Annotated in this window: 24 protein-coding genes; 7 read left to right on the top strand and 17 right to left on the bottom strand. The window is 68.2% G+C overall.

Annotated elements, in window-relative coordinates:
- Nucleotides 1–133: 133 nt before the first annotated feature.
- Nucleotides 134–745: an NADPH-dependent FMN reductase gene (locus BLP88_RS09875; protein WP_074588839.1), complete on the top strand. Its 612-nt coding sequence runs from the start codon at nt 134–136 to the stop codon at nt 743–745.
- Nucleotides 746–861: 116 nt separating this feature from the next.
- Complete coding sequence (locus tag BLP88_RS09870) at nt 862–1,206, top strand: iron chaperone (protein ID WP_074588837.1); 345 nt, start codon at nt 862–864, stop codon at nt 1,204–1,206.
- 79 nt (nt 1,207–1,285) lie between these two features.
- Here BLP88_RS09870 and BLP88_RS09865 read toward each other — a convergent pair whose 3' ends face one another.
- The 12 genes from BLP88_RS09865 to BLP88_RS09810 all read right to left on the bottom strand — a co-directional run bounded on the left by BLP88_RS09865 (nt 1,286) and on the right by BLP88_RS09810 (nt 12,918).
- Nucleotides 1,286–2,089 carry an IclR family transcriptional regulator domain-containing protein gene (locus tag BLP88_RS09865; RefSeq protein WP_074588834.1) on the bottom strand — a complete coding sequence of 268 codons (804 nt, stop codon included), beginning with the start codon at nt 2,087–2,089 and terminating at the stop codon, nt 1,286–1,288.
- Nucleotides 2,090–2,180: 91 nt separating this feature from the next.
- On the bottom strand, nt 2,181–2,855 hold the full coding sequence (locus BLP88_RS09860; RefSeq protein ID WP_074588832.1) for a 3-oxoacid CoA-transferase subunit B: 675 nt from the start codon (nt 2,853–2,855) through the stop codon (nt 2,181–2,183).
- Nucleotide 2,856: 1 nt separating this feature from the next.
- A complete protein-coding gene (locus BLP88_RS09855) occupies nt 2,857–3,549 on the bottom strand; it encodes a 3-oxoacid CoA-transferase subunit A (protein ID WP_074588830.1) in 693 nt (230 codons plus the stop codon).
- A 5-nt stretch (nt 3,550–3,554) separates the two neighbouring features.
- Nucleotides 3,555–4,784 carry a thiolase family protein gene (locus tag BLP88_RS09850; protein ID WP_074588828.1) on the bottom strand — a complete coding sequence of 410 codons (1,230 nt, stop codon included), beginning with the start codon at nt 4,782–4,784 and terminating at the stop codon, nt 3,555–3,557.
- Complete coding sequence (gene pcaC / locus BLP88_RS09845) at nt 4,781–5,224, bottom strand: 4-carboxymuconolactone decarboxylase (RefSeq protein WP_074588826.1); 444 nt, start codon at nt 5,222–5,224, stop codon at nt 4,781–4,783. The genes BLP88_RS09850 and pcaC overlap by 4 nt, the downstream gene beginning before the upstream one ends.
- Nucleotides 5,221–6,042 (bottom strand): alpha/beta fold hydrolase, encoded by an 822-nt coding sequence (locus tag BLP88_RS09840; RefSeq protein ID WP_245679828.1) that lies wholly within the window; start codon nt 6,040–6,042, stop codon nt 5,221–5,223. Before BLP88_RS09840 ends, pcaC begins: the two co-directional genes overlap by 4 nt.
- A complete protein-coding gene (locus BLP88_RS09835) occupies nt 6,035–7,471 on the bottom strand; it encodes a lyase family protein (protein ID WP_074588824.1) in 1,437 nt (478 codons plus the stop codon). The genes BLP88_RS09840 and BLP88_RS09835 overlap by 8 nt, the downstream gene beginning before the upstream one ends.
- Nucleotides 7,468–8,052 (bottom strand): protocatechuate 3,4-dioxygenase subunit alpha, encoded by a 585-nt coding sequence (gene pcaG, locus BLP88_RS09830; protein WP_074588822.1) that lies wholly within the window; start codon nt 8,050–8,052, stop codon nt 7,468–7,470. The genes BLP88_RS09835 and pcaG overlap by 4 nt, the downstream gene beginning before the upstream one ends.
- A gap of 6 nt (nt 8,053–8,058) precedes the next feature.
- Entirely contained in the window at nt 8,059–9,015 is a 957-nt protein-coding gene (gene pcaH, locus BLP88_RS09825; protein WP_084111032.1) for a protocatechuate 3,4-dioxygenase subunit beta, read from the bottom strand.
- A gap of 110 nt (nt 9,016–9,125) precedes the next feature.
- Complete coding sequence (locus BLP88_RS09820) at nt 9,126–11,039, bottom strand: bifunctional sugar phosphate isomerase/epimerase/4-hydroxyphenylpyruvate dioxygenase family protein (protein ID WP_074588820.1); 1,914 nt, start codon at nt 11,037–11,039, stop codon at nt 9,126–9,128.
- On the bottom strand, nt 11,039–11,923 hold the full coding sequence (locus BLP88_RS09815) for a shikimate dehydrogenase (RefSeq protein ID WP_074588818.1): 885 nt from the start codon (nt 11,921–11,923) through the stop codon (nt 11,039–11,041). The genes BLP88_RS09820 and BLP88_RS09815 overlap by 1 nt, the downstream gene beginning before the upstream one ends.
- Nucleotides 11,924–12,147: 224 nt before the next feature.
- Nucleotides 12,148–12,918: an IclR family transcriptional regulator gene (locus tag BLP88_RS09810; RefSeq protein ID WP_074589014.1), complete on the bottom strand. Its 771-nt coding sequence runs from the start codon at nt 12,916–12,918 to the stop codon at nt 12,148–12,150.
- Between the two features lie 262 nt (nt 12,919–13,180).
- Between BLP88_RS09810 and BLP88_RS09805 the strand changes: the two genes are divergently transcribed.
- Nucleotides 13,181–14,512 carry an MFS transporter gene (locus BLP88_RS09805; RefSeq protein ID WP_074588816.1) on the top strand — a complete coding sequence of 444 codons (1,332 nt, stop codon included), beginning with the start codon at nt 13,181–13,183 and terminating at the stop codon, nt 14,510–14,512.
- A gap of 178 nt (nt 14,513–14,690) precedes the next feature.
- Nucleotides 14,691–14,927 (top strand): hypothetical protein, encoded by a 237-nt coding sequence (locus BLP88_RS09800; RefSeq protein WP_074588815.1) that lies wholly within the window; start codon nt 14,691–14,693, stop codon nt 14,925–14,927.
- A gap of 19 nt (nt 14,928–14,946) precedes the next feature.
- Here BLP88_RS09800 and BLP88_RS09795 read toward each other — a convergent pair whose 3' ends face one another.
- The 4 genes from BLP88_RS09795 to BLP88_RS09780 form a co-directional block, all read right to left on the bottom strand.
- A complete protein-coding gene (locus BLP88_RS09795; RefSeq protein ID WP_074588813.1) occupies nt 14,947–15,234 on the bottom strand; it encodes a MoaD/ThiS family protein in 288 nt (95 codons plus the stop codon).
- Between the two features lie 8 nt (nt 15,235–15,242).
- Entirely contained in the window at nt 15,243–16,376 is a 1,134-nt protein-coding gene (locus tag BLP88_RS09790) for a WD40/YVTN/BNR-like repeat-containing protein (RefSeq protein ID WP_074588812.1), read from the bottom strand.
- A 46-nt stretch (nt 16,377–16,422) separates the two neighbouring features.
- Nucleotides 16,423–17,292 carry an SMP-30/gluconolactonase/LRE family protein gene (locus BLP88_RS09785; protein WP_074588810.1) on the bottom strand — a complete coding sequence of 290 codons (870 nt, stop codon included), beginning with the start codon at nt 17,290–17,292 and terminating at the stop codon, nt 16,423–16,425.
- Nucleotides 17,293–17,364: 72 nt separating this feature from the next.
- Nucleotides 17,365–17,565: a hypothetical protein gene (locus BLP88_RS09780; RefSeq protein ID WP_074589012.1), complete on the bottom strand. Its 201-nt coding sequence runs from the start codon at nt 17,563–17,565 to the stop codon at nt 17,365–17,367.
- A 138-nt stretch (nt 17,566–17,703) separates the two neighbouring features.
- Here BLP88_RS09780 and BLP88_RS09775 point away from each other — a divergent pair, with 138 nt between their 5' ends.
- The 3 genes from BLP88_RS09775 to BLP88_RS09765 all read left to right on the top strand — a co-directional run bounded on the left by BLP88_RS09775 (nt 17,704) and on the right by BLP88_RS09765 (nt 21,168).
- A complete protein-coding gene (locus BLP88_RS09775; protein ID WP_074588809.1) occupies nt 17,704–20,157 on the top strand; it encodes a CHAT domain-containing protein in 2,454 nt (817 codons plus the stop codon).
- Nucleotides 20,154–20,489 (top strand): CU044_2847 family protein, encoded by a 336-nt coding sequence (locus tag BLP88_RS09770; RefSeq protein ID WP_074588808.1) that lies wholly within the window; start codon nt 20,154–20,156, stop codon nt 20,487–20,489. Before BLP88_RS09775 ends, BLP88_RS09770 begins: the two co-directional genes overlap by 4 nt.
- 124 nt (nt 20,490–20,613) lie before the next feature.
- Nucleotides 20,614–21,168: a universal stress protein gene (locus BLP88_RS09765; RefSeq protein ID WP_084111029.1), complete on the top strand. Its 555-nt coding sequence runs from the start codon at nt 20,614–20,616 to the stop codon at nt 21,166–21,168.
- A 588-nt stretch (nt 21,169–21,756) separates the two neighbouring features.
- Here the strand turns inward: BLP88_RS09765 and BLP88_RS09760 are convergent.
- Nucleotides 21,757–23,148: a GntP family permease gene (locus BLP88_RS09760; RefSeq protein WP_074588806.1), complete on the bottom strand. Its 1,392-nt coding sequence runs from the start codon at nt 23,146–23,148 to the stop codon at nt 21,757–21,759.
- Nucleotides 23,149–23,162 lie beyond the last annotated feature (14 nt).

The following is a 23,162-nucleotide window of genomic DNA, read 5'->3' as shown; positions in this document are numbered from 1 at the left end:
TTCGTTCGCGCAACCGCGGCGGCCGTTCCCTTCCGGGGCCTCCGCCGTTAGGGTCGTTGTGGGCTGGACCTCCAGCCCCACCACGACCGTCGACGAGCCGGTTCCGGCCGCGCCGTCGGAAAGGAATGCAGACATGGCAACGTACAAGATCGGCTACCTCGTGGGCAGCCTCGCCAGCAATTCCATCAACCGGATCCTCTCCAAGGCCCTCATCAAACTGGCACCGGAGGAACTCGAATTCTCCGAAGTCCCCATCAAGGACCTCCCGCTGTACAGCCCGGACTACGACGCCGACTACCCGCCCGCCGGACGGGCCTTCAAAGACGCCGTGGCTGCCTCGGACGGCATCCTCTTCGTCTCCCCCGAATACAACCGCTCCATCCCCGGCGCGCTCAAGAACGCCATCGATTGGGGCTCCCGGCCGTGGGGCACCAACTCCTTCGCCCGCAAGCCGACCGGCATCATCGGCACCTCTCCGGGCAGCATCGGCACCGCCGTCATGCAGTCCTCCATGCGCAGCGTCCTCAGCTTCCTGGACGCCCCGCAGCTGAACGCCCCCGAGGCCTACATCAAGTTCAACAAGGACGTCTTCGCCGAGGACGGCGCGGTGTCCGATTCCCACACCGCGGAGCTGCTGCGCCACTACATGGAGGAGTACAGCGCCTTCGTCCAGCGCGTGCTCGCGGCCAACGCCCCCGGCCACATTGGCGACGAGCACCCGGACTCGGCCAAGCTGACCCGCTGACCCGGTCCTACCGGGAGCGCGAACGTACAGTTGGGGCCCTGGAATCGCCGGTTTCGGGGCCCCAACTGTACGTTCGTCCATCGACGCGGAGAGCCCGGAAGGCGCACCATGTCCCTATGGGAGCCGTCACCGACTACCTCGCCGGCATCAAGGCACCCAACAGGCAGGTGCTGGAACGCATCGTTGCGATCGCGCGCGAGCTGGCACCCGGGGTCGAGGAGGGCACCAGCTACGGCATGCCCGCACTGCTCCTGGACGGCAAGGGATTCGTCAGCGTCCTGGAAACCAAGAAGCACCTGGCCCTGTACCCGTTCAGCGGCCAGATCCTGGGGCGCCTGGCGGACGAACTCGACGGCTTTTCCTGGTCACCCGGAACGCTGAGGTTCAGCGCGGAGAACCCCGTTCCGGACGAGTTGGTCCGCCGCATCCTTGAACTGCGCCTGGCGGAGATCGGCGCGTAGCGGGGAGCGCGAACGTACAGTTGGGGCCCTAAAAAACGCGGAAAATGGGGCCCAAGTGTACGTTCGCGCAGAAAAGCAGTCAGTGCTTCGCGGAGATGTCGGCCGAGATCAGTTCCGCGGTGCGCAGGATTTCGTGGCGGACGGACTCGAGGTAAGCCTCGGGTTCGGCCTGCGCCGCGACGTTCTGGGCCTGCAGTGAGACATTGACGGCGGCCACCACCTTCCCCGCGGCGTTGCGGACGGGGGCGGCGATGGACATGAGCCCGAGTTCCAGTTCCTGGTCCAGCAGGCACCAGCCCTGTTCCCGGACCTTTTCCAGTTCGGCCAGCAAGGCCTCGCGGGTGCCGACGGTGCGCGGCGTCAGGGGCGTGAGCTCGACGGCGTCCAGGTACTCCCGCAGTTTCGCCTCCGGCAGGCCCGCCAGCAGGACCCGGCCCATCGACGTCGCGTACGCCGGGAAGCGGGTGCCCACCGTGATCCCCACCGTCATGATCCGGCGGGTCGCCACCCGGGCGACGTAGAAGATATCGGCACCGTCCAGGACCGCAGCCGACGTCGACTCCCCCAGTTTGTGGGACAGTTCCTCCAGGTGGGGTTGGGCGAGCTGCGGCAGGGACAGTGCCGAGAGGTACGAGTACCCCAACTGCAGCACGAGGGCGGTCAGCGCGAAGGTCTTCCCGTCGGTGCGCACGTAACCCAGCTCCACCAGGGTGTGCAGGAAGCGGCGGGCCGTGGCGCGGGTGAGCCCGGTGCGGGCAGCCACCTCGCTGAGGGTCATGAGCGGGTTGGCGGCGTCAAAGGCCCGGATCACGGCCAGGCCGCGCGCCAGGGACTGCACGTACTGGTCGCTGGCCTGCGGGGCCGCGGGGGCTGCGTTGCTCATGGTTACCTATCCTATTGGCGTCCCGTTGCCGCGAACGTACAGTTGTGGCCCCTAAACCGCGGAAAACGGGGCCCCAAATGTACGTTCGCGCTCAAGAAACGGCGGGCTTCAGCGGCAGCGGGACGAGGGCCTGGAGCTCCTCGAAGGTGCAGCCGAAGGTCTCACGGACCGTGACGCCGTCGGGCCCGGTGAGGAACACCGCCTTGTCCGTGTACACACGGGTCACGCAGCCCACGCCGGTCAGCGGGTAGGTGCACTGCTCCACGAGCTTGGACACGCCGTCGCGGGTCAGCAGGGTCATCATCACGAACACGTCCTTCGCGCCCGTGGCCAGGTCCATGGCACCCCCGACGGCGGGAATCGCGTCCGGTGCGCCGGTGTGCCAGTTCGCCAGGTCGCCGCCGGCCGAGACCTGGAAGGCGCCCAGCACGCAGATGTCCAGGTGCCCGCCGCGCATGATCGCGAAGGAGTCAGCATGGTGGAAGTAGGACGCCCCGGGAAGTTCGGTGACGGGGATCTTGCCGGCGTTGATGAGGTCGCCGTCGATCTCCTCCCCCACCGCTTCCGGGCCCATGCCGAGCATGCCGTTCTCCGTGTGGAGCGTGATGTTTTGTTCCTCGGTGAGGTAGTTGGACACCTGTGTGGGCTGGCCGATGCCCAGGTTCACGAAGGAGCCCGGCGCGATGTCCCGCGCCACCAGCTGAGCGAGTTCGTTGCGGCCCAGGGGCTCGGCGGACGTTTGGAGCGACGTTTCGAGGGTGCTCATCTCAGGCCACCTGTCCTTCCTTGGAGGCGGACGCGCCGGCCACCCGCACGACGCTGTTGACGTAAATCCCAGGGGTCACGATGTTCTCCGGGTCCAGGGCACCGACCGGCACGATCTCCGAAACCTGCACGATGCTGTGCTTGGCGGCGGCGGCCATGATGGGGCCGAAGTTCCGGGCGGTTTTGCGGTAGACGAGGTTGCCCTTGCCGTCGGCCTTGAGGGCCTTGATGAGGGCGACGTCGGCGTGGATGGGAGTCTCGAAGACCTGCCATTTGCCGTCCAGGAAGCGGGTTTCCTTGCCTTCGGCGAGCATGGTGCCGTAGCCGGTGGGCGTGAAGAACCCGCCGATGCCGGCCCCGGCAGCCCGGATGCGTTCGGCCAGGTTGCCCTGCGGAACGAGTTCGAGTTCGATCTCCCCGGCCTTGTACTTGGCGTCGAAGTGCCAGGAATCGGACTGCCGCGGGAAGGAGCAGATCATCTTCCGCACCCGGCCTTCCTTGATGAGCAACGCCAGGCCCTGGTCGCCCTGGCCGGCGTTGTTGTTCACCACGGTCAGGTCCGTGGCGCCCGAATCCAGCAGGGCGTCGATCAGTTCGAAGGGCTGCCCGGCGTTGCCGAAGCCGCCGATCATGATGGTGGAGCCGTCCTTGATCCCGGCCACGGCCTCGCCCACGGTGTCAATGAAAGTCAGCATGTCCCTTATCCCTTCACGCCGGCAGTGACGTTTTCCAGCACGACGGCGAGCCCCTGCCCCACGCCGATGCAGATCGCCGCGACGCCCCACCGCTGCCCGGAGGCCTGGAGCGAGCGTGCCAGGGTGCCCAGGATCCGGGTGCCGGAGGCGCCCAGCGGGTGGCCCATGGCAATCGCACCGCCGTGCCGGTTCACGATCGCGGGGTCGATGTCCCAGGCGTCAATGCAGGCCAGCGACTGCGCGGCGAACGCTTCGTTAAGCTCGACGGCGCCCACCTGCTCCCAGCCGATGCCCGCCTTCGCGAGGGCTTTGTTCGCCGCCTCCACAGGGGCGAATCCGAAGAACTGCGGGTCGTTTCCGTGCGCGCCGCGCCCGGCGATGCGGGCCAGCGGCTCAAGGCCGAGCAGGCCGGAAGCGGCCTCGGAACCGATCCACGCGGCGGAGGCGCCGTCGGACAGCGGCGAGGCATTGCCGGCGGTGACGGTACCGCCGGAAGCAGCACCGCCGTCGGGCCCTGAACCCTCGGGACGGAACACCGTCTTCAACCCGGCGAGCTTCTCAGCGGTCGAACCGGCACGGATGCCCTCGTCCCGCACCAGTTCGGTGCCCGGCACCTGGGTCACGAGGTTGTCGTAGAAGCCCTCGTCCCACGCGGCCGCGGCGAGGTTGTGCGAGGCCGCGGCAAACTCGTCCTGGCGTTCACGGGTGATGCCGTACTTCTCGCGCAGGCGCTCGGTGGCCTCACCCAGCGACACCGTCCACTCCGACGGCATGGCCGGGTTGACCAGCCGCCAGCCGAGCGTGGTGGAGGCCAGGGTCATGTCGCCGGCGGGGTACGGCTTGGACGTCTTGGGCAGCACCCAGGGGGCGCGGCTCATGGACTCGGCGCCGCCCACCAGCATGAGGTCGGCGTCGCCGGCGTTGATCTGGCGGGAGGCGATGATCGCGGCGTCCAAGGACGAACCGCAGAGCCGGTTCACGGTGGTACCCGGGATGGAGACCGGCAGCCCGGCCAACAGGGTGGCCATGCGGGCCACATTGCGGTTTTCCTCGCCGGCGCCGTTGGCGTTGCCGAACACCACTTCGTCGATGCGCTCGACGTCGAGCCCCGGCGCGCGCTTGACCGATTCGCGGACTACGTGGGCGGCGAGGTCGTCCGGGCGGACACCGGCGAGCCCGGAGCCGAACTTGCCGAAAGGCGTGCGCACGGCGTCGTACACATAAGCCTGGTTCATGAGGGATCCTTTTCTGAGGAAGCGGAGTCGATCTCCGCGAAAACGTGCTGGGCGGTCTTGAAGGCGGTGTTGGCGGAGGGTACCCCGCAGTAGATGGCGGTCTGGAGCAGGATTTCCTTGATCTCGTCGCGGTCCAGCCCGTTCCGGAGGGCCGCACGGATGTGCATGGCCAGTTCTTCCCAGTGCCCATGCGCCACCATGGCGGTGATGGTCACGGCGGAGCGCATCTGCCGGGACAGGCCCGGCCGGGTCCAGATCCCGCCCCAGGCGATCCGGGTGATCATGTCCTGGAAGTCCTCGGTGAAGGCGTCCTTGCCGGCGTTGGCGCGGTCCACGTGCGCGTCGCCGAGCACCTGGCGCCGCACCACCATGCCGGCGTCGTAAATCTCCTGCGAGGTGGCGTCCGGCCGGACGGCCCCCTGACGGTCCACGGAACTCATGCCGAAGCCTCCTTCATGAAGCCGCGCATCAGGTGCGCGACGGCGGCGGGTGCCTCCGCGGGGGCGAGGTGGCCGACGCCGTCGAGGGCCACCACGGTGGCGCTGCCGCCCCCGGCGGTGATCCCGTCCGCCACTTCCTCGGCGGTCGACGGCGGAGCGACGGTGTCCTCGACGCCCGCCAGAAGCTGGGTGGGGACGGTGATCGTGCCGAGTTCGGCGCGGACGTCGAAGCCCGCGAGGGCCTCGCAGCAGTAGGCGTAGCTGAAACGGTCGGTGTCGCGCAGCACGTGCAGGAGCCGGCTGCTCACCGCGGGTTCGCGGTCCATGAAGCCGGCACCGAACCAGCGCTGCGCCGAGCCCTGGATCATCACGGGCGTGCCCTGGTACCGGACCGTCTCGGCGCGTTCCAGCCAGCCCTCCGGGGTGCCGAGCTTCGCGCCGGAACACTGCACGGAGAGGCTGAGGAGCCGTTCGCCGTGCTTGATGCCCAGCTGCAGGCCGGTGGCGCCGCCCAGGGAAACCCCGGCGTAATGGAAGCGTGCGCCGGGAAGAACCGAGTCCACCAGGTCCACCACGGCGTCGGCCAGTCCGGCCACACTGAAGGTTTCCGTGGCGGCGGGCGAGACACCGTGGCCGGGCAGGTCCCAGCCGATCACGTCGTACTCGTCGCCCAGCAGTTCCGCGGTCCCGTTCCACAGGATGGTGGAGGTGCCGAGCGAGGGGCCCACCACCAGGAGGGGCTTGTCTCCGAGGGGCCGCTGCGGGGAGAGCAGCACGGCCTTGATGGCTGGCTTTGCGGTGCTGGTTGTCTCAGGCACGGGTGGCTCCCTTCATGGTTGTCGCGGCCCGGGTTGTTGCGGCGTAGTCCGGGTAGGCGACGAGGATGCGGCGGGTGATGTCCGCTGCTTCGCCGAGGTAGTTGGCGGGGTCCAGCAGCTCGGCCAGCCGGGCGTCCGGAAGCAACGCCGCGGGAACGGCCTCGCGCAGCAGCTTCGCGTACGTGGCGGCCTGGTCCGGCTGGTTCGTTTGGAGGACGGCGTCGACGACGGCCTGCAGCTCCTGCTTCCCGTCCGCGCCGGTCGTCTCAGAAGCCAGCAGGGGGACGACGACTGCCGCCACGCCTTCGCTGAGGAGCAGCGGCCCGGAGAGTTCGAGGTTGCGGCGCATTACATCCGGGAAGACCCGCAGGCCTTCGATGAGTTCGCGCAGCTGCACGGCGGCGCCGAGCGCGAGCGCGAGCAGCGAGCGCAGGGCCGGCCATTCGCTGTGCCATGCGCCGTCCGGCCGCTCGTCGTTGAAGGTGGCGGCGGCCAGGTGGAGCTGTCCGGCGAGCGCCGGGGCCTGCAGTGCCGCGCTGCGGACCAGGACGGAGAGCACGGGGTTCTGCTTCTGGGGCATGGCCGAGGAAACTCCCCGGCCGGCGGCCAGCGGTTCGCCGAGTTCAGCCACTTCGGGGCGGCTGAGGAACACGACGTCGGCCGCGATTTTCCCGAAGGAGTCCGTTAGCGCCGCGAGGGCGCCGCCCAAGCTGGTCATCGGCAGCCGGTTCGTGTGCCAGGGCGCAGGGGCGGCGGCGAGGCCGAGCTTCGCGGCGAGTGCCTCCGCGAGTTCGAAGGGGCCGGAAGCGGTTCCCGCGGTCAGCACCGTGGCCGAAGCCAGGGTCCCCCCGGCACCGCCGAACTGCAGCGGCAGCTCGAGCGAGTCCAGGTGGCGGGCCGCGGCGGCCACGCCCTGGAACCATTGCGCGGCCTTGAGCCCGAAGGTGTACGGCAGCGCATGCTGCGTCAGGCTCCGGCCCACGCACAGCGTGTCCGCATGCTGTTCGGCCAGGGCGGCGAGCGCCGTCGTCGTGCCCTTGATTTCCGTGAGAACGGCGGCCCGGACACGGTCGGCGAGCAGCATAAGCGCGGAGTCCAGCACGTCCTGGCTGGTCAGCGAGCTGTGCACGGCGGCCAGCGCCGCGGGGTCGAGTTCGCGGACCCGCGCCCGGAGGTCCCCGAGCAGCGGGATCACCGGATTGCCGCCGCCCTGGGAGCGTTCGGCGATCGCCTCGGCGTCGTACAGTTCCGGGTCTGCGGCCTGCGCGACGACGGCGGCCGCACCCTCCGGTGCCAGGCCCGCGTCTTCGAGGACGGCGGCCCAGGCGGCTTCGACGTCGAGGATCGCCGCGAGCACCGCCCGGTCGCCGGTCAGCGCGGCCACCGCGGGCGACGCCGTGACCGGGCTCAGCAGGCCGAAGTCGCTCATCGGTATGCGCCCGTCCCGGTGGCGGTGCCCTGGAAGTCGAGGAAAACGGTCTCGTCCGGTCCCTGCAGGCGCAGGTCCCAGGTGAGGCCGCCGTCGGGGTCACGGCGGGCGATCAGGGTCTTGCGGCGCTCCCCCGGAAGCGAGCTCAGCAGCGGATCATTGGCGAGCGCTTCTTCGTTCTCCGGCAGGTAGATGCGGGTGAAGAGCCGGTTCATGAGGCCGCGGGCGAAGACCGCCACGGAGATAAACGGTGCGGCATCCTCCGAGGTGGGCCCGGGGTTGACCGTGGTGAAGGTGAAGATGCCGGTGTTCCCAACGGCACTGCGGCCCCAGCCGGTGAAGGTGTAGCCGTCGCGGACCAGGGAACCGGTGCGCTGGACCACCCTGCCTTCGGCGTCGGGCTGCCAGATTTCCAGGATGGCGTCCGGGATGGTGTGGCCTGCGCCGTCGTACACAGTGCCTTGGAGGCGGATGCTGCCGGCCGTGCCGGGGGCCAGGAGCTCGTTGTCCTTGGTGAAGGGCAGGGCGTAGCCGTAGAAGGGGCCGACCGTCTGGCCGGGCGTGGGGGTCAGTTTGCTCATTGCTGCCTACTCCTCGTCGTCGCCGGCGTCGCCGAATGCTTCGTTCTCGGTCCAGGTCCGCTTCGACCCGGTAAGGATGATGTCCCAGGTGTAACCCAGAGCCCACTCGGGCTGGGTGAGTTCGTGGTCGTAGTTGGCCACGAGCCGGTCGCGGGCGTCCTGGTCCACGATCGACTGGTAGATCGGGTCCAGCGGGAACAACTGGTCGCCCGGGAAGTACATCTGGGTGACGATCCGCTGCGTGAACTCCTGCCCGAACAGGGAGAAGTGGATGTGGGCCGGGCGCCAGGCATTGAGGTGGTTCTTCCACGGGTAGGCGCCGGGCTTGATGGTGGTGAAGCGGTAGGAGCCGTCCGGGCCGGTGATGCAGCGGCCCACCCCGGTGAAGTTCGGGTCCAGCGGGGCGGGGTGCTGGTCGCGCTTGTGGACGTAGCGGCCGGCGGCGTTGGCCTGCCAGATCTCCACGAGCTGGCCGGCAACCGGGCGGCCGTCGCCGTCGAGCACCTTGCCGGCCACGATGATCCGCTCGCCGAGCGGTTCGCCGTTGTGCTGGATGGTGAGGTCGGACTCCAGGGCGTGCACGTCCTGGTGGCCGAAGGCCGGGGAGTACAGCTCGATGGTCTCAGGGTCCGCGTGGTGCAGGCTCTTGGTGGGGTGGCGAAGGAGGGAACTGCGGTACGGGGCGAAGTCCAGCCGGGGCTGGGTCTCGGAGGCGGCGCCGTCCTTGAGCTCGCGGTGGTAGGCCTCGCCGAGCGCGGCGATCTCGGCGCTGATGTCCGCCTGCGACTCGGCGGCGGCGTCCAGGACGTGCGCTGCGTGCGCTTCGGCGTGGGGAACGATCTCGTCGTTTTCGTCCTGCCAGGCGGCGTCCTGCACAGCGCTGTCGTGCACGGCGGCATTCTGCTCGGCGAGGCGGGCATCGCTGCTGTCGGCGCGGTGCGTGCCATGTGCGTCGATGGTCATGGCCGGCTCCTTTCGGTTGCGTACTCAGTGGTTAGGATTTGGAGGTCGGTTTCCCCAACTAGCTCGCAGTTGTTGTCGTCATGAGGGCTCAAAACGACAACAAGTGCCAGTCAGTTGGGAGGGCGGCGGGCGTGGTCGTACTGGACGGCGTGCCGCACCGGGGCGTTCGGGGCGCCGTAGCCGTCGTAGCCGCCGCGGCGTTCCACCATTTCGAAGAACACGCTGCCCACGGTGGCGGTGTAGAAGTGCAGGAACTCGCCGCTGGCGTCCCGGTCGTAGAGCAGGTTGAGTTCCTTCAGCGTGGCCAGGAACCCGGGGTCCAGGCTGAAGCGGGCGGCCAGGTCCTCGTAGTAGTTGGCCGGGATCTCCAGGAATTCCAGGCCGCGGTCCCTCGCGTTGCGGGCCAGGCCCACCAGATCGTCCACCGCGAACGCGATGTGTTCCTGGTAGCTCTTGCGGCCGCCGTCCTGCTGGCCTGCGTCCTCCTGCTGGATCAGCGGCGCCAGGTTCAGGACCAGGCGCACGGCCCGGTCCGTGGTCTGCATGATCTGCGAGCGCACCAGGCCGGTAGGGCTGGGCACCTCGGCAAACGGTGCGGGTTCCAAGGCCAAGGCGCTGGTGTAGAAGAGGACGGCCTCGTCGAAGTGCTGCCAAGGCTGGGCGAGGTTGACGTGGTCGATCACGGCGCCGGCGCCCACGGGAGCCGAGACGCCGTCGCCGAACTCGCCTGCCTGTCCGAATTCAGCAGTCCATGCCGCCGTGCCGTCCGGGCTGCCCTGGCACAGGAAGATCTCGGTGGAATCCGGCGCCGCGATGCCTTGGAAGACCTCCTCGTCCGCCTGCACCTTCCGCGGCACCACCGGCGCCTTGAGCTGCTGGGCGCGGGCGGAGGCGATGACCGGATTGTCGACGTCGAAGCCCAGCGCCGCGATGGCCGGTTCGGCGTGCGAGGGGGCCTGTTCGTTGATGATCACCCGTGCATGGCCCATGGTCCACAGCTGCACGTCCTTGGTGCGGTGCCGGCCCTCGAACTCGAAGCCCAGCTGGCCCAGGAGCTTCTCGAGGGCGGCGGTGTCGTCCGCCTTGACCTCGGCAAAGTTGAAGCCGGCGGGTTCGGCCACCTTGGGCAGCGTGGCCAGTTCCATCGGATAACGACGGCGGCCGGCCACCTTCCCGGAACCGGCGGCAGCACCGCCGTCGTGCGCGTCCAACCACTTGGCGCTCTGCTCCTCCAGCCAGATCAGCGAGCGCATCGCGTCCACGGCGGTGCGCTCCACGTCGGACTGGCGGAAGACGTCGTTGAAGATCTCCAAGGAGACGGGCCCGGCGTAGCCGGCACGCACCACGTGGCCCATGAACTTGTCCAGCTCGAACTGCCCCTCCCCGGGGAAAACCCGGTAGTGGCGGCTCCAGGAGAGCACGTCCATGGAGAGCTTCGGGGCATCCGCCACCTGCACGAAGAAGATCTTCTCCGCGTTGAATTTCTCGATCGGCGCCGTGTCCCAGTCGCGGGAAAGGATGTGGAAGGAGTCCAGGCAGGTGCCCAGGTTCGGATGGTCCACCGTCTCCACCAGCCGGTGGGCGTGCTCGTAGTCGTTGACGTACTTGCCCCAGGCCAGCGCCTCGTAGGCCACCTTGACGCCGTGCTCCCCGGCCAGCTGCGCGAGGCGGCCGAGCTGCTCGGCCCGCAGGCCGTCGTCGTCGATTTCCGCGGTGGCCACATTGCTGCACACCAGGATGGTGTCCATGCCAAGGCGGGACATGAGTTCGAACTTGGCCCCGGCGCGGCGCAGGTTTTCGCGGAGCAGGTCCTCGGGAACGCTGTCGAAGTCGCGGAAGGGCTGGTAGAGGTCCAGTCCGAGGCCGAGGTCGGCCGCCATGGCGCGGACTGCTTCGGGGCTGAGCGCGGAGGTGACCAGGTCCTGTTCGAAGATTTCGATGCCGTCGAAGCCCGCGATGGCGCAGGCCTGCATCTTTTCCTTGAGGGTGCCGGAGAGGCACACCGTGGCGATCCCGGTGCGCATCAGGCGGCCACCTTCTCCTCGGCGGCGATCAGTTCGAGGAAGTGTTCGCGCATGCGGGCGGCGTCGGCGTCGCGGCCGGTGAAGATGCGGAAGGCGTCGGCGGCTTGGCCCACGGCCATGCGTCCGCCGTCGAGCACCCGGCAGCCCTTGGCGCGGGCTTCGCGCACCAACTGGGTTTCGATCGGCCGGTAGACGATGTCCGCCACCCAGTGCCGCGGCTCCACGAGGGACATGTCCAGCGGTGTGCCCGGGTGCGCGGCCATGCCCACCGGGGTGCAGTGCACCAGTCCGTCGGCCAGCGGCATGAGCTGCGGCAGCTCCGCCGTCGAGCGGGCCGTCACGGTGGCTTCCGGGAAGAGGCCGGACAGTTCGGCGGCGCGTTCGGCGCAGCGGGCGGGATCCATGTCCACCAGGTCCAGGGTGCGGACGCCCGCGGAGAGCAGGGCGTAGGCGACGGCGGACCCGGCGCCGCCGGCGCCCAGCTGAACCACCCGGCCCAGCGAGGCATCCGGAAGGCCGGCCGCGAGCGCGGCTGCGAAGCCGGAGAAGTCGGTGTTGTGGCCGATGAAGCGGCCGTCGCGAATCAGCACGGTGTTCACCGCGCCCAGGCGGCGGGCGTCGTCGGACATCTCATCGAGGTGCTCGAGGACCAACTGCTTGCAGGGGTGCGTGATGTTCAGGCCGTTGAAGCCCAAGAGGCGCGCGGCGGTGAGTAAATCGCCGACGGCGGCACCCGGCAGGGCGAGTTCGAGCAGATCGATGGGTCGGTAGAGGCAGCGCAGGCCCTGGCGGTCCGCTTCGCGCTCGTGCATGGCCGGCGAGAGGGAAGGCGTGACGCCTTCACCAATCAGGCCCACCAGGTAGGACTCGGCTCGAGTGCTCATGCTTTATTGCTCCTTTGACAACTCCGGATGGCGGCGGCTTTAGGAAGCCCGGCGCGCCCTGCGGTATGAACCAGCTTACACAACGTGTTCACATATTGCACTAGTGTTCTTATCGCGAACACCAATAATTCCCAGCCCAGCCTCCTCCGGGTCGGGCGCGAACTGGCAGCACATGCCCTCTGAATGCGCTTCAAGGGTCATCTGCTGCCAGTTCGCGCACCGGCTCACCGCTGCGGCAGGCGGGCCGAGAGCTCGGCGGCGGCGTCCTTCAGCAACGGGACCACGGCCTGCAGCTCCTCCACGGACATCCGGAACGCGGGGGCGGCGGTGGCCAGCGAGGCGAACGCGAAGCCCTGGCCATTGAAGACGGGCACCGCGATGGCCCGCATGCCCACCTCGTTTTCCTCGTCCATGAGGGCGAAGCCCTGGCGGCGGATCTTCTCGATTTCGGCCCGGAAGGCATCGCGGTCGGTGATGGAGAAGTCGGTGAGCGGCTCCAGGTCCAGTTCCTCGAGCAATGCGGCGCGTTCGTCGTCGGGCGCGAATGCCACCAGCGCCTTGCCCACCGCCGTCGTGTGCAGCTTGCCCAGGTACCCGGGATCGCTGGTGACGCGGAACATCTGGGGACCGTCCACCTTGTTTACCGTGAGGTGGTGGTGGCCGTCGCGCACGGCGAGGATGGTGGCCTCGCCGGTCCCCTCGGTCACCTTCTGCAGGATGGGCCGGGAGGTGCCGGCGAAGCCGTGGTGGTTGGAGACGCGCTGTCCGAGCTGGAAGACCCGCAGGCCCAGGTGGTAGCGGCGGCCATCGGGCTCGTAGTCCACGAAGCCGTCCCGCGTCAGGGAGCCGAGCAGGCGGTAGGTGGTGCTGAACGGCAGCTCGGCCTGGCGGGAAAGCTCGGAGGCGCTGGCCCCCTTGGGCTCATTGCCCAGCAATACCAGGAGGCCCAGGGCCTTGCCGATCATGTCCGTTTTGGTGTCCTCTTTGACGCTCATGAGGAAATGTTGCCACATCGTGAGAGCTATATCTAGATCGTGAGTATTTTTCTTGACAGGTGACCCCACTCACAGCCATCATTTCTATATTGCACAAACAGCTCCCACATTGTGAGAGCTACTGCTGAAGCCTGATGTCGGGCCTTTCAGCCGAGACGTCCACCGGACCGCCTCCCCACCGGCCTCACGAAGAGTAGCCGCGAGAGCGCCACAGACCACCGCTTCACCAGATGCGACAACGTCGTCACACCGAAGGAACACCATGAGCCACACGATCCCGTCTACGACGCCGGGAGCCGGCGCCGCTGGCACAACCCAGTCGGGCACGCCGAAGAAGGCAGCCCTCGCCAGCTTCCTGGGCAGCGCCGTCGAGTACTACGACTTCTTCATCTTCGGCTCCGCCGCGGCACTGATCTTCCCGCACGTGTTCTTCCCCAGCGCAGACGCCAACGCGGCCATCATGTCCTTCGCAACCTTCGGCTTCGCCTACGTGGCCCGCCCGGTGGGCGCCGTGATCCTGGGCCACTTCGGCGACCGGATCGGCCGGCAGCGTGTCCTCATGTTCACGCTGGTCCTCATGGGCGCTGCCACCTTCATCATCGGCTGCCTCCCGGACTTCAAGACCATCGGCTGGTGGGCACCGGCCCTGCTGGTCTTCGCCCGGTTGTGCCAGGGCCTCTCCGCCGCCGGCGAGCAGGCCGGCGCTTCCTCGATGACGCTTGAGCACGCACCGGACAACCGCCGTTCCTTCTTCACCTCCTGGACCCTCACCGGCACCCAGGGCGGCCAGGTCCTCGCAGCCCTCGTCTTCATTCCCGTCGTCGCCCTGCCGGATGAGATCAAGTACGGCATCGGCTGGCGCATCCCGTTCTGGCTCAGTGCCGTGGTGGTCCTGGTGGCGTTCTTCATCCGCCGCACCCTGCACGAGCCGCCGGCGTTCGCCGAGGCCAAGAAGCACCACCAGATCGCCAAGCTGCCGGTGGCCGACCTCCTCAAGCTGCACTGGCGCGATGTGCTCCGGGTGGTCTGCTGCGCCTTCATCGCCGCTGTCAGCACCGTCTTCGGGACCCTGGCCATCAAGTACGCCAAGGACGTGGCCCATGTGGACGGCACCGTCACCCTCTGGCTCGTCGTGGTGGCAAACATCGTGGCCCTGGGAACGCAGCCGCTGTTCGGCAACCTCGCGGACCGTATCGGCCGCAAGCCCGTCTTCATCTACGGCGCCGTTGCCAGCGCCATCATGACCCCGGTGTTCCTGCTGACCCTGGAATCCGGCATGGTGCCGCTGATGTTCCTGGTGTCCGTGGCCTACTTCTCCTGCGGCTACGCTGCCGCGAACGCCGTGTGGCCGTCCTTCTACGGCGAAATGTTCAGCACCCGGGTGCGTTTCTCCGGCCTGGCCATCGGCACGCAGCTCGGATTCCTCATGGCCGGCTTCGCCCCGGCGATCGTCACCGCAATGGGCGGCACCACGGCCGGCGGCTGGGTGCAGATCAGCATCTTCACCGGCGCCATCTGCCTCATCGCGGCGGTCTCCGCGCTCACCGCCCGTGAGTCCTTCAAGACCCCGACGGCGGAGCTCGGCTCGAGGTAGCCCGTCACCACTCGCTCCACAACAGCGCGAACGTACAGTTGGGGCCCCGAATCCGCGGATTTTGGGGCCCCAACTGTACGTTCGCGCGGGTTAAACGGAGCCGAAACCGCCCTGCAACATTCACCCTCCACACTGGAAGTGCCGGCAAACGCTGGCAGCTCCAGCCAAGGAGGCCACCATGTTGAAGGAAGTACCGGTCCGAACCACCCGCATCCGCACCCTCGACCAGCTGCACCGCGGTGACCACATCGAGGCCCGCCTCTCCGTTGGACCCGCGTACGATGACGTCGTCATCCGCAGGGGTAGCGTCCAAGAGACCGCACCGGGCATCGGCGTCGTGTGGATCATGGACCAGCTGAGCGGCCTGCGCAAGGCCATCAATACGGACGAATGCACCCTCTGGCGAGTGGCCTGAGCCAGCCCGCCCACGCATCTCAACCGCCGGCCACGGACTGGATGATCAACACCTCCTGGCCGGCAGCCACTTCGGTTTCCAAGCCTTTCAGGCGCCGGATCTCCTCGCCGCTGACGTAAATATTCACGTAGCGGCGCAGGGCACCGGTTTCGTCCCGGAGTCTCCGGGCAAGGACCGGGTAATCCCCGGTCACAGCATCAAGCAACGCATCCACGGTCACGGCCCGGCCGGCGGGCGCAGTCAGCACGGACTGCCCGCCGGCGAGAGGCTGCAGGATGCTCGGAAGCACCACGGTGATATCAGGCAACGGTCCACCTATGCAGAGGCCGCGCCGGCGGGCACAGCAGCGCCGGACACTACCGCGGCCCGGACGCAGAGCACATCCGGCAGGTGCGAGACCACTTCGGTGAAGCTCTCGCCCTCATCCGCGCTGGCGTAAACCTCTCCGCCGCGCGTACCGAAATACACGCCCACCGGTTCGGCGGTGTCCACCGCGGCGGCGTCGCGAAGCACGGCGTTGTATTCATGGTCCGGCAGCCCGGTTTCGAGCCGCTTCCAGGTACCGCCGGCGTCGTCCGTCCGGTGCACGGCGAGCCGTGCGTCCGGCGGGATCCGCTCGCCGTCGGCCTTCAACGGAACCACCCAGGCGGTGCCGGACCGGCGCGGGTGGGTGAGCATCACGAAGCCGAAGTCCGCGGGCAGGCCCTCCGCGATCGATTCCCAGTTCTCGCCGCCGTCGTCCGTGCGGTACACCCCGTGATGGTTCTGCGCGTAGAGGCGGCCGTCGACGGCGGCATCCGCGGCGATCTTGTGCACGCACTGGCCGAACTCCGGGTTGGGGTCCGGCATGAAGTACGCCGAAATCCCCTTGTTCCGGGCCTCCCAGGAGGCCCCGCCGTCGAGCGATCTGTACACGCCGCCGGTGCTCATGGCGATGTGAACCTTCTCCCCGCTGGGGTCCACCACGATCGAGTGCGCTGCCGCGCCGCCGTAACCGGCACCCCATTCGCTGCGGTGCGGGTGGTCCCAGAGCCCGCGGTTCAGTTCGAAATGCTCGCCGCCGTCGGTGGATTTCCAAACGGAAATCGGTTCGCATCCGGCCCAGACCACGCCGGGGCGGGACTCTGCGTCGGGGTAGATCTGCCATACGCGTTCCAGCGCGGCCTCGGTGTCCTTGGGAAAGGAAATGGCACCCTGGTCCGGTTCGGTCCAGGTGGCGCCAAGGTCATCGGAGTGGGCCACGGTGGGCCCCCAATGTTCGGACCGCACGCCGACCATGATGCGCGGGGAATCCCCACGGGTATCGATCCCGATGCTGGGGATCTCGCTCATGAGGAAGTGCGGGCCGTTGAGGGACCATTCCTTGCGGTCTGTGCTGTGCGCCAGCCACAATCCTTTTTTGGTCCCGATCGCCAAGATGTAACTCTCTGCGTTAGCCATGGTCCCCATGCAACCACCCGCACCAGCGGGTCGCAACGGTTTTCCGAAACGTCCCTTACTGCCGCCGGGCTGCGTCCCGGGTGGAGGTGCGCAGCCGGTACAGGGACGAGGTGGCCGTGATGTACAGGTCCTGCCCGTCCGGCCCGCCGAAGCACACGTTCGAGACCTTTTCGGGAACGTCGACGGCGGCCAGCAGCCCGCCGTCGGGGGCGTAGACGCGCACGGACGGTCCCGCCGAGGTCCATACCCGCCCCAGGACGTCGACGCGGAAGCCGTCCGAGGCCCTGCCGTCCTCAAGCTGCACGAAAGTCGTTCCGGCACCGCACCTGCCGTCCTCCACCGGGAACGCGGTGATGCGGTATGGCACTCCGCGGTCCGGGCCGGCTGTGTCGGCGACGTAGAGGATGGATTCGTCCGGCGAGAAGGCCAGCCCGTTGGGGTACACGAGTTCGGTGACCACCGGCGTCAGGGCCTCCGTGGCCGGATCAAAGCGGAAGACGTGGCACCCGCCGTATTCCTGTTCGCCTTCGTGGCCTTCCCTGGTCCCGGGCAGGATTCCGTAGGGCGGGTCGGTGAACCAGACCGTGCCGTCTCCCTTCACCACCACGTCGTTGGGCGAATTGAGCCGGTGGCCGCCAAAGGAATCGACGAGCGCCGTGACCACGCCTCCGCGGTCCCGCTCCACGCGCCTGCGGCCGTGGCTGCATTGCACAACGCTTCCGTCAAGGTCGAGGGTTCGCCCGTTCGTGTACTCAACACCGCTCGCGTACACCCGCGTTTGCCCGGATTCGGGGTCGAATTCCAGGATCCGGTCGTTGGGGATGTCGCTCCACCGGACGGTCTGCGTGTCCGGCAGCCAGACCGGCCCCTCGGCCCACACCGCACCTTCGGAGAGCTTTTCGAGGGCGCCCGTGATCAACTCCAAGCGGTGTCCTTCCGATCGGGCGCGGCCTCGCCGACGCGCGCCAAGTCCACAAAACTGCTAGTCCACGAACAACTAGTCCACGAACTCCGACTGTGTCTCAATGAAGTCCCAGTCGGCCGCGCTCAGGCCGCCTCCGGGGTCGTCCGGATGCGGTCCGCCTGCCTCGGCGATTCCCTGGAGCACTGTCAAAGGCAGCTCCGTGACGCGCAGGTTTTCCCGCAGCCATTCCTTGTGTTCCAGCTCCAGATCCAGCCACCACATGAAGATTTCCATGCGGACCACCCCTTTCCGTGCCTTAACGCTAGGCGCGGCCGGGGCGCGCTTCAATAGCCTCTTGTGCGGCGAACACGGCAGGGCCAACCTTTAGCTATAGATCGTGGCGGGACGCGGTCCGCAGTGAGGGGGCCCGGGGTGGACTGTGATATCGAGCTGGAAATAGGGGCCGGTTCCGAGCCGGGCGAATACACGGTGCACGTGGTGCAAGCTCCCGCCGGCGGTCACGCGTCAGGCTTGTTCACGCTCGACGTCGGATCCATCCTCGCCCGCCGTGCCGAGCTGGAAGCTACCATCCTGGCCTCCAGCGTGTCGGCAAGGCGCGCCACGCCGGTCATGGAACTCCCGGTGCGGGCCGCGGGGCAGGAACTCTTCCAGGCACTGTTCACCAGGGAAGTGTACGGAACATACCGGGCGAGCCTGGGGGCAGCCCAGCACGCCGGTCAACAGCTGCGCGTGGTCCTTCGGCTCGCGGCGCCGGAACTCGCCGCGATGCCCTGGGAAATGCTGTTCGACCCGGAGACCGAAAGCTACCTTTGCCAGACGGAACCCCTGCTGCGCCACATCCCCGCCCCGGACTACCACCTCAACCCCCTGGACATCACGCCTCCCCTGCGGATCCTCGGAATCGTGGCGGGCCCCCGCGACCTCCCCTCCCTGGATGTGGAGACGGAGAAGAAGAATCTCGCCCAGGCTTTGGCGGGCCCCGTTTCCGAAGGGCGCGTCGAGCTGGTGTGGACCCCCGACGGAACGTGGGACGCCGTGCAGTCCTCGCTGTTGGCCGGCCCTTGGCACGTGGTGCACTTCATCGGCCACGGCGACTACGATTACCGCAGCGACGAAGGCCGGATCGCCCTGGAAGGCCCCGACGGACGTTCAGCGATGGTGCGGGCCGTGCGTTTCATGGCCCTGCTCAGCGTTGCGGCACCGCGCCCCCGCCTGGTGGTCCTCAACTCATGCTCCTCCGCGGAAATGAGCCGGTCCGATCTCTTCTCGGGAACCGCCGCGTCCTTGGTGCGGAGCGGCGTCAACGCGGTGGCGGCCATGCAGTTCGCCATCAGCGACTCTGCGGCGATTGCCTTCGCCCACGGTTTCTACGCGGCGATCGCCAACGGCAGGGCCGTGGACGAGGCTGCCCGGGTGGGCCGGATCTCGGTCATGGCCAGTCCGGAGGGCACCCTCGAATGGGCCACACCCGCCCTTTATGTCCGCGGGGGTTCCACCCGGCTGTTCCAGCTCGCGGCCCTGCCCAGGCCGCCCGCGGCCGCTCCGGCGCAAGCAACCGCTCCCACCCAAGCAACCGCTCCCACCCAAGCAACCGCTCCCACCCAATCGGCCAGCCAACTGCCAGGCACTCTACGCCAGGAGTCCCAACTGCAGGCCGAGCGTGCACGCCAGGCGCAGCTCCGCGCCCTCTACATCCAAGCCAGTGCCGAATTACGCACCAGGCACTTCGAGCAAGCGGCTGAACTGTTCGATGATCTCCTGACATTGGAACCGGGCTACCGGGATGCCGATGCCCTTCGCAGCTCCGCCCTGCACCGGCACGATCTCGCCGAGCGGTACAGGCTGGCCCGGGAGGCGGAAGACGCCCAGGACTGGGGCGCCGCCGCGGAAGCCTACGCGCTGCTGGAAGGTGAAGCAGACTTTCCCGATGCCGCCGAGCGGCGCCGGGACTGCGAGCGCCGGCAACGCGTGGCGGAACTGCAGAGCGAACTCCGTTACCACGCCCACGGCGGGAGCTGGCAGGCAGTGGTGGACGTCGCCGTCGAGCTTGAAGCGGTGGACCCCGGGGCCGCGGACCCCGAGGGACTGACGACGGCGGCCCGCGCCGAGCTGGAACTGGCCAAGGAACGGGCGGCACGGGAAAGGGAAGCGAAGGAACGCGCGGCGCGGGAAACAGCGGCGCAGGAAAGAGCCGCACAGGAAAAGACGGCACGGGAGAAAGCGGCCCGGGAGAGGGCCGCGCAGCAGCTACAGCGAGACCCGGAGAAACCGCCGGCAGCCCTTCCGGCAGAGATGCCTGCGGCGCGGGAACGCCGGGCGGCCGCTGACTGGAACAGGCCTCTGGGCTTCACGGGCGGCTTGCTGCTCATGGCGGCGGGACTCCTGGGGGCGGCGGGGGCCGCGGACTACTACTGGTACGTCTACAAGATCGAATCCGATGCCTATCCTCTGATCGCGGCTCTTGGCCTGCTGGTTCCGGCTGCCCTGCTGGCGATGGCCGCCGCCGGGTTCCCGGTGCGGTCGATTGCCGGGCGGCTCGCATTACTTGGCGCGGCACTGGCCTCGTTCCTCCTGGGGTGGGGCGGACTGGCCAGAATGCCGGCGGGGCCGGCCGTCTTCCTAACCGTGGTGCAGTTCGCCTCCGCCCTCCTGCTGGCAATCGCGTGCTTCGCGGGGACGGCGCAACGCAGGATTGCCGGCTGGGTCCTGAGCGCCTCCCTGGCGGCCGTGGCCCTCGCGTGGAGCCAGACAAACACACAGGCGTTCCAGGTCTTCTATTTCCTCGCACTGGCCCTTGCCGGCGTGCTGGTGGCCTGGTCGTCGCGGCCGTGGAAGAAGCCGGCGGAAGGAAAAAATACGCCATGACGCTGATTGAATACACCACCGACTGCGGCGGCACGGTGGTCGTCGAAGTGACCGCCGGGACCCGTCCGCTGACGCGCGGCGGTGACCACGCAGCCGACCCCACCGGCGTCTTCACCCGGGCCCAGCAGACTTTCGAGCGCGCACTAAGCAACGTTCGCCCCGCCGTCCAGGGCGTTATCAATGAACTCCTGAGCATTGAACACCGTCCGGACGAAGTCTGCGTGGAGTTCGGAATCGACCTGCACGCCGAGGCCGGCGCGTTTATCGCCGCGGCCAGCGCCAAGTCCAACTTCAACGTCACCATGACCTGGAAGCGGAGCCTGGAGGAATAGCCCCGGATCGCGAAAACATGCCCGCTCGCGGCTGTGAACATGAGGCAGCGGCCCTGCCCTGCCGCCTCTCCCTGGCAGCCGCCGAAGCCTGTTCATTGCCTTGGCGCCGCGCGACAATTTGAGTATGTCGGACGGCTTCAGCGGACGGACCCCTTTGCTCCTCGGCATCGTGCCGGAGCAGCATCCCGAGGTGTTCCAGACGGCGAGCAGCTTCGCCCAGCGCCTCAACGCACCCTTGGTGTGCGCCTACGTGGACGAGGCCAGCTACCTGGTGGAATGGGATCCCTCGCGGGATACCCACCGCTTGTCCCTGCACCCGGAGAAGGACGACGCCGACATCGCCGCCGTGCGCCAGGGCCTGAAGAGCCGCATCACCGAGCTCGCGCAGGGCAGCGGACTGGAGTGGACGCTGCGGCTCCTGGCCGGCGATCCCGCCCGGGCCATCGGGCGGCTCGCCGCGGAAATCAACGCCTCCATGATCATCGTGGGCAGCCCGGAGCCCGGGCTCGGGCACCGGATTTCCGAGGCTTTGAACGGCTCGGTGGCGTCCTGGCTGAGCCACCACCAGAGCCGGCCGGTGATGATCGTGCCGCTGGCCAAGGCTGTCCAGTCCCGGCACGCGCACCGGGCCGGGGACGAAATGGACGAAGACAGCGAGGACGGTTCCGCCGCCTCATGAAGCAGCCGCACCGGCCAAAACAGGTCGGTTGAAACTAAAGCAAAAGTAGTTATTCGAGGTGGTGGCGGCGCAGGAAAACGGGACGTAAGCTGATTGGCAGCAGGAACCGCAGGGTCCCTGTCCAAAGGCCGCTCCGGAGTGCGTATCCCCCAATAACGCGCTCCGGAGCTCTTTTGTTTAAGCTCCGTTCTTGCTCTGGCCGCACCGGAAACCATCCTGGAGATCAAACGGGTTGGACAGCCAGGACCCCGCCTGATCTGCAGGATTAACCGGACCCTGCCAGCCCGGCCCGTCCTGCCGTTAGTCGTCCAGGGGTGACATTCGTTCGCGGTCGCTTGAGAAACATCCCGCGCCTGTCCCCCGGGTCGCGGGAGGACTGCCGGATCGCCGGAACGTTCCGGCGACCCCGCAGCTTTCCGGCGAATTCGGCCGGGCCGCCGCGCCATCGCCGCGCCGCCGCACCCGCCCCTACGCGCAGCAGCACCCGAGCCGCACCCGGCCAAACACCGCAGCGTCAACTACGACGGCGGGCGGCCGCCCGGGCGGCAAACGCGCCGGGGCAGCCACCCGCCGTCGGGGGCTGGAAAGCTACACGAACTGGTACAGCAGTACCGCCATGCCAAAGCCGACCACGGACAGCACGGTCTCCAGCACGGTCCAGGTCTTCAGGGTGTCCTTGACGGACATGTTGAAGTACTTGGAGATGATCCAGAAGCCGCCGTCGTTGACGTGGCTGGCGATGATCGAGCCCGAAGAAATGGCGATCGCGATCAGGGCGAGCTCGGGCTGGGAGTAGTCGCCGGAGGTCAGTTCGGGGGCCAGGATGCCGCCGGTGGTCACGATGGCCACGGTGGCCGAGCCCTGGGCGATGCGCATGCCGCAGGCGATCACGTAGGCGGCGAGGATGATCGGCAAGCCCGCCGCGGAGAGCGTGTCGGCAACGGCCTTGCCCACGCCGGTCGCCGACAGCACAGCGCCGAAGAAGGCGCCGGCGCCGACCACCAGGAGGATCATGCCCACCGGCTTCAGGGAGGCAGAGCTGAGTTCGGAGAGGTCCTGGGCGGTCATGCCGCGGCGGATGCCGAGCAGCCACATGGACAGCGCGACGGCGACCGTCAGCGCGATGGCGGGGTTGCCGAAGAAGACCAGGACGTCGCGCAGGGTGCCTTCGGGCAGGAACACGTTGCCGAAGGTGGCGCCCAGGATCAACACCATGGGCAGGCCGATGGCGAGGGCCACCAGGCCGATGGACGGCTCGTGCCCCTTCGCTTCTTCAGCCTCGGGGATCACGCGGTCTTCCGGCACGGAGACGTTGACTCGCTTGCCGATCCAGGTGCCCCAGAGAATACCGGAGGCGAACCAGGCCGGGATGCCGCAGGCGAGGCCCATGAGGATGATCCAGCCGAGTTCCACATGGAACAGGCCTGCAGCGGCGACGGGGCCGGGGTGCGGGGGCAGGAAGGCGTGGGTGACGGAGAGGCCGGCCAGCAGCGGCAGCGCGTAGAGGGCCAGGGAGCGGCCGCCGCGGACGGCCGCGACGTAGACCAGCGGGGCCAGCACGAAGATGCCGATGTCGAAGAAGACCGGGATGCCGAGCACGAAGCCGGTGACGCCCATGGCGAGCGGGGTGCCCTTCTCACCGAAGACCTTCACCAGCTTGCCCAGCAGCACTTCCGCGCCGCCGGAACGTTCGAGGATGGCGCCCAGCACGGTGCCGAGGCCGATGATCAGGGTGATGTGGCCGAGGATGCCTGCAAAGCCCTTCTCAATGAGGGCGTCGCCGCTTTTGACCGGGGTGCCCACGAGGGCTTCGATGGTCACGCCGCCCACCAGGGCGACGAGGACGCTGGTGGCCACGAGGGCGATGAACGGTTCAACCTTGACCTTGATGATCAGGAAGAGCAGGAGCGCGATGCCCGCGCCTGCGAGGAGGAGCAGGCCCGCGGTGTCGTGCCGCAGCCAGTCGAGGAATTCAGTCATTGATCTTCCTTTCC

The organism is Arthrobacter cupressi (assembly GCF_900099975.1).
GTDB lineage: Bacteria > Actinomycetota > Actinomycetes > Actinomycetales > Micrococcaceae > Arthrobacter > Arthrobacter cupressi.
This window is presented reverse-complemented; position numbering and strand designations above follow the sequence as displayed.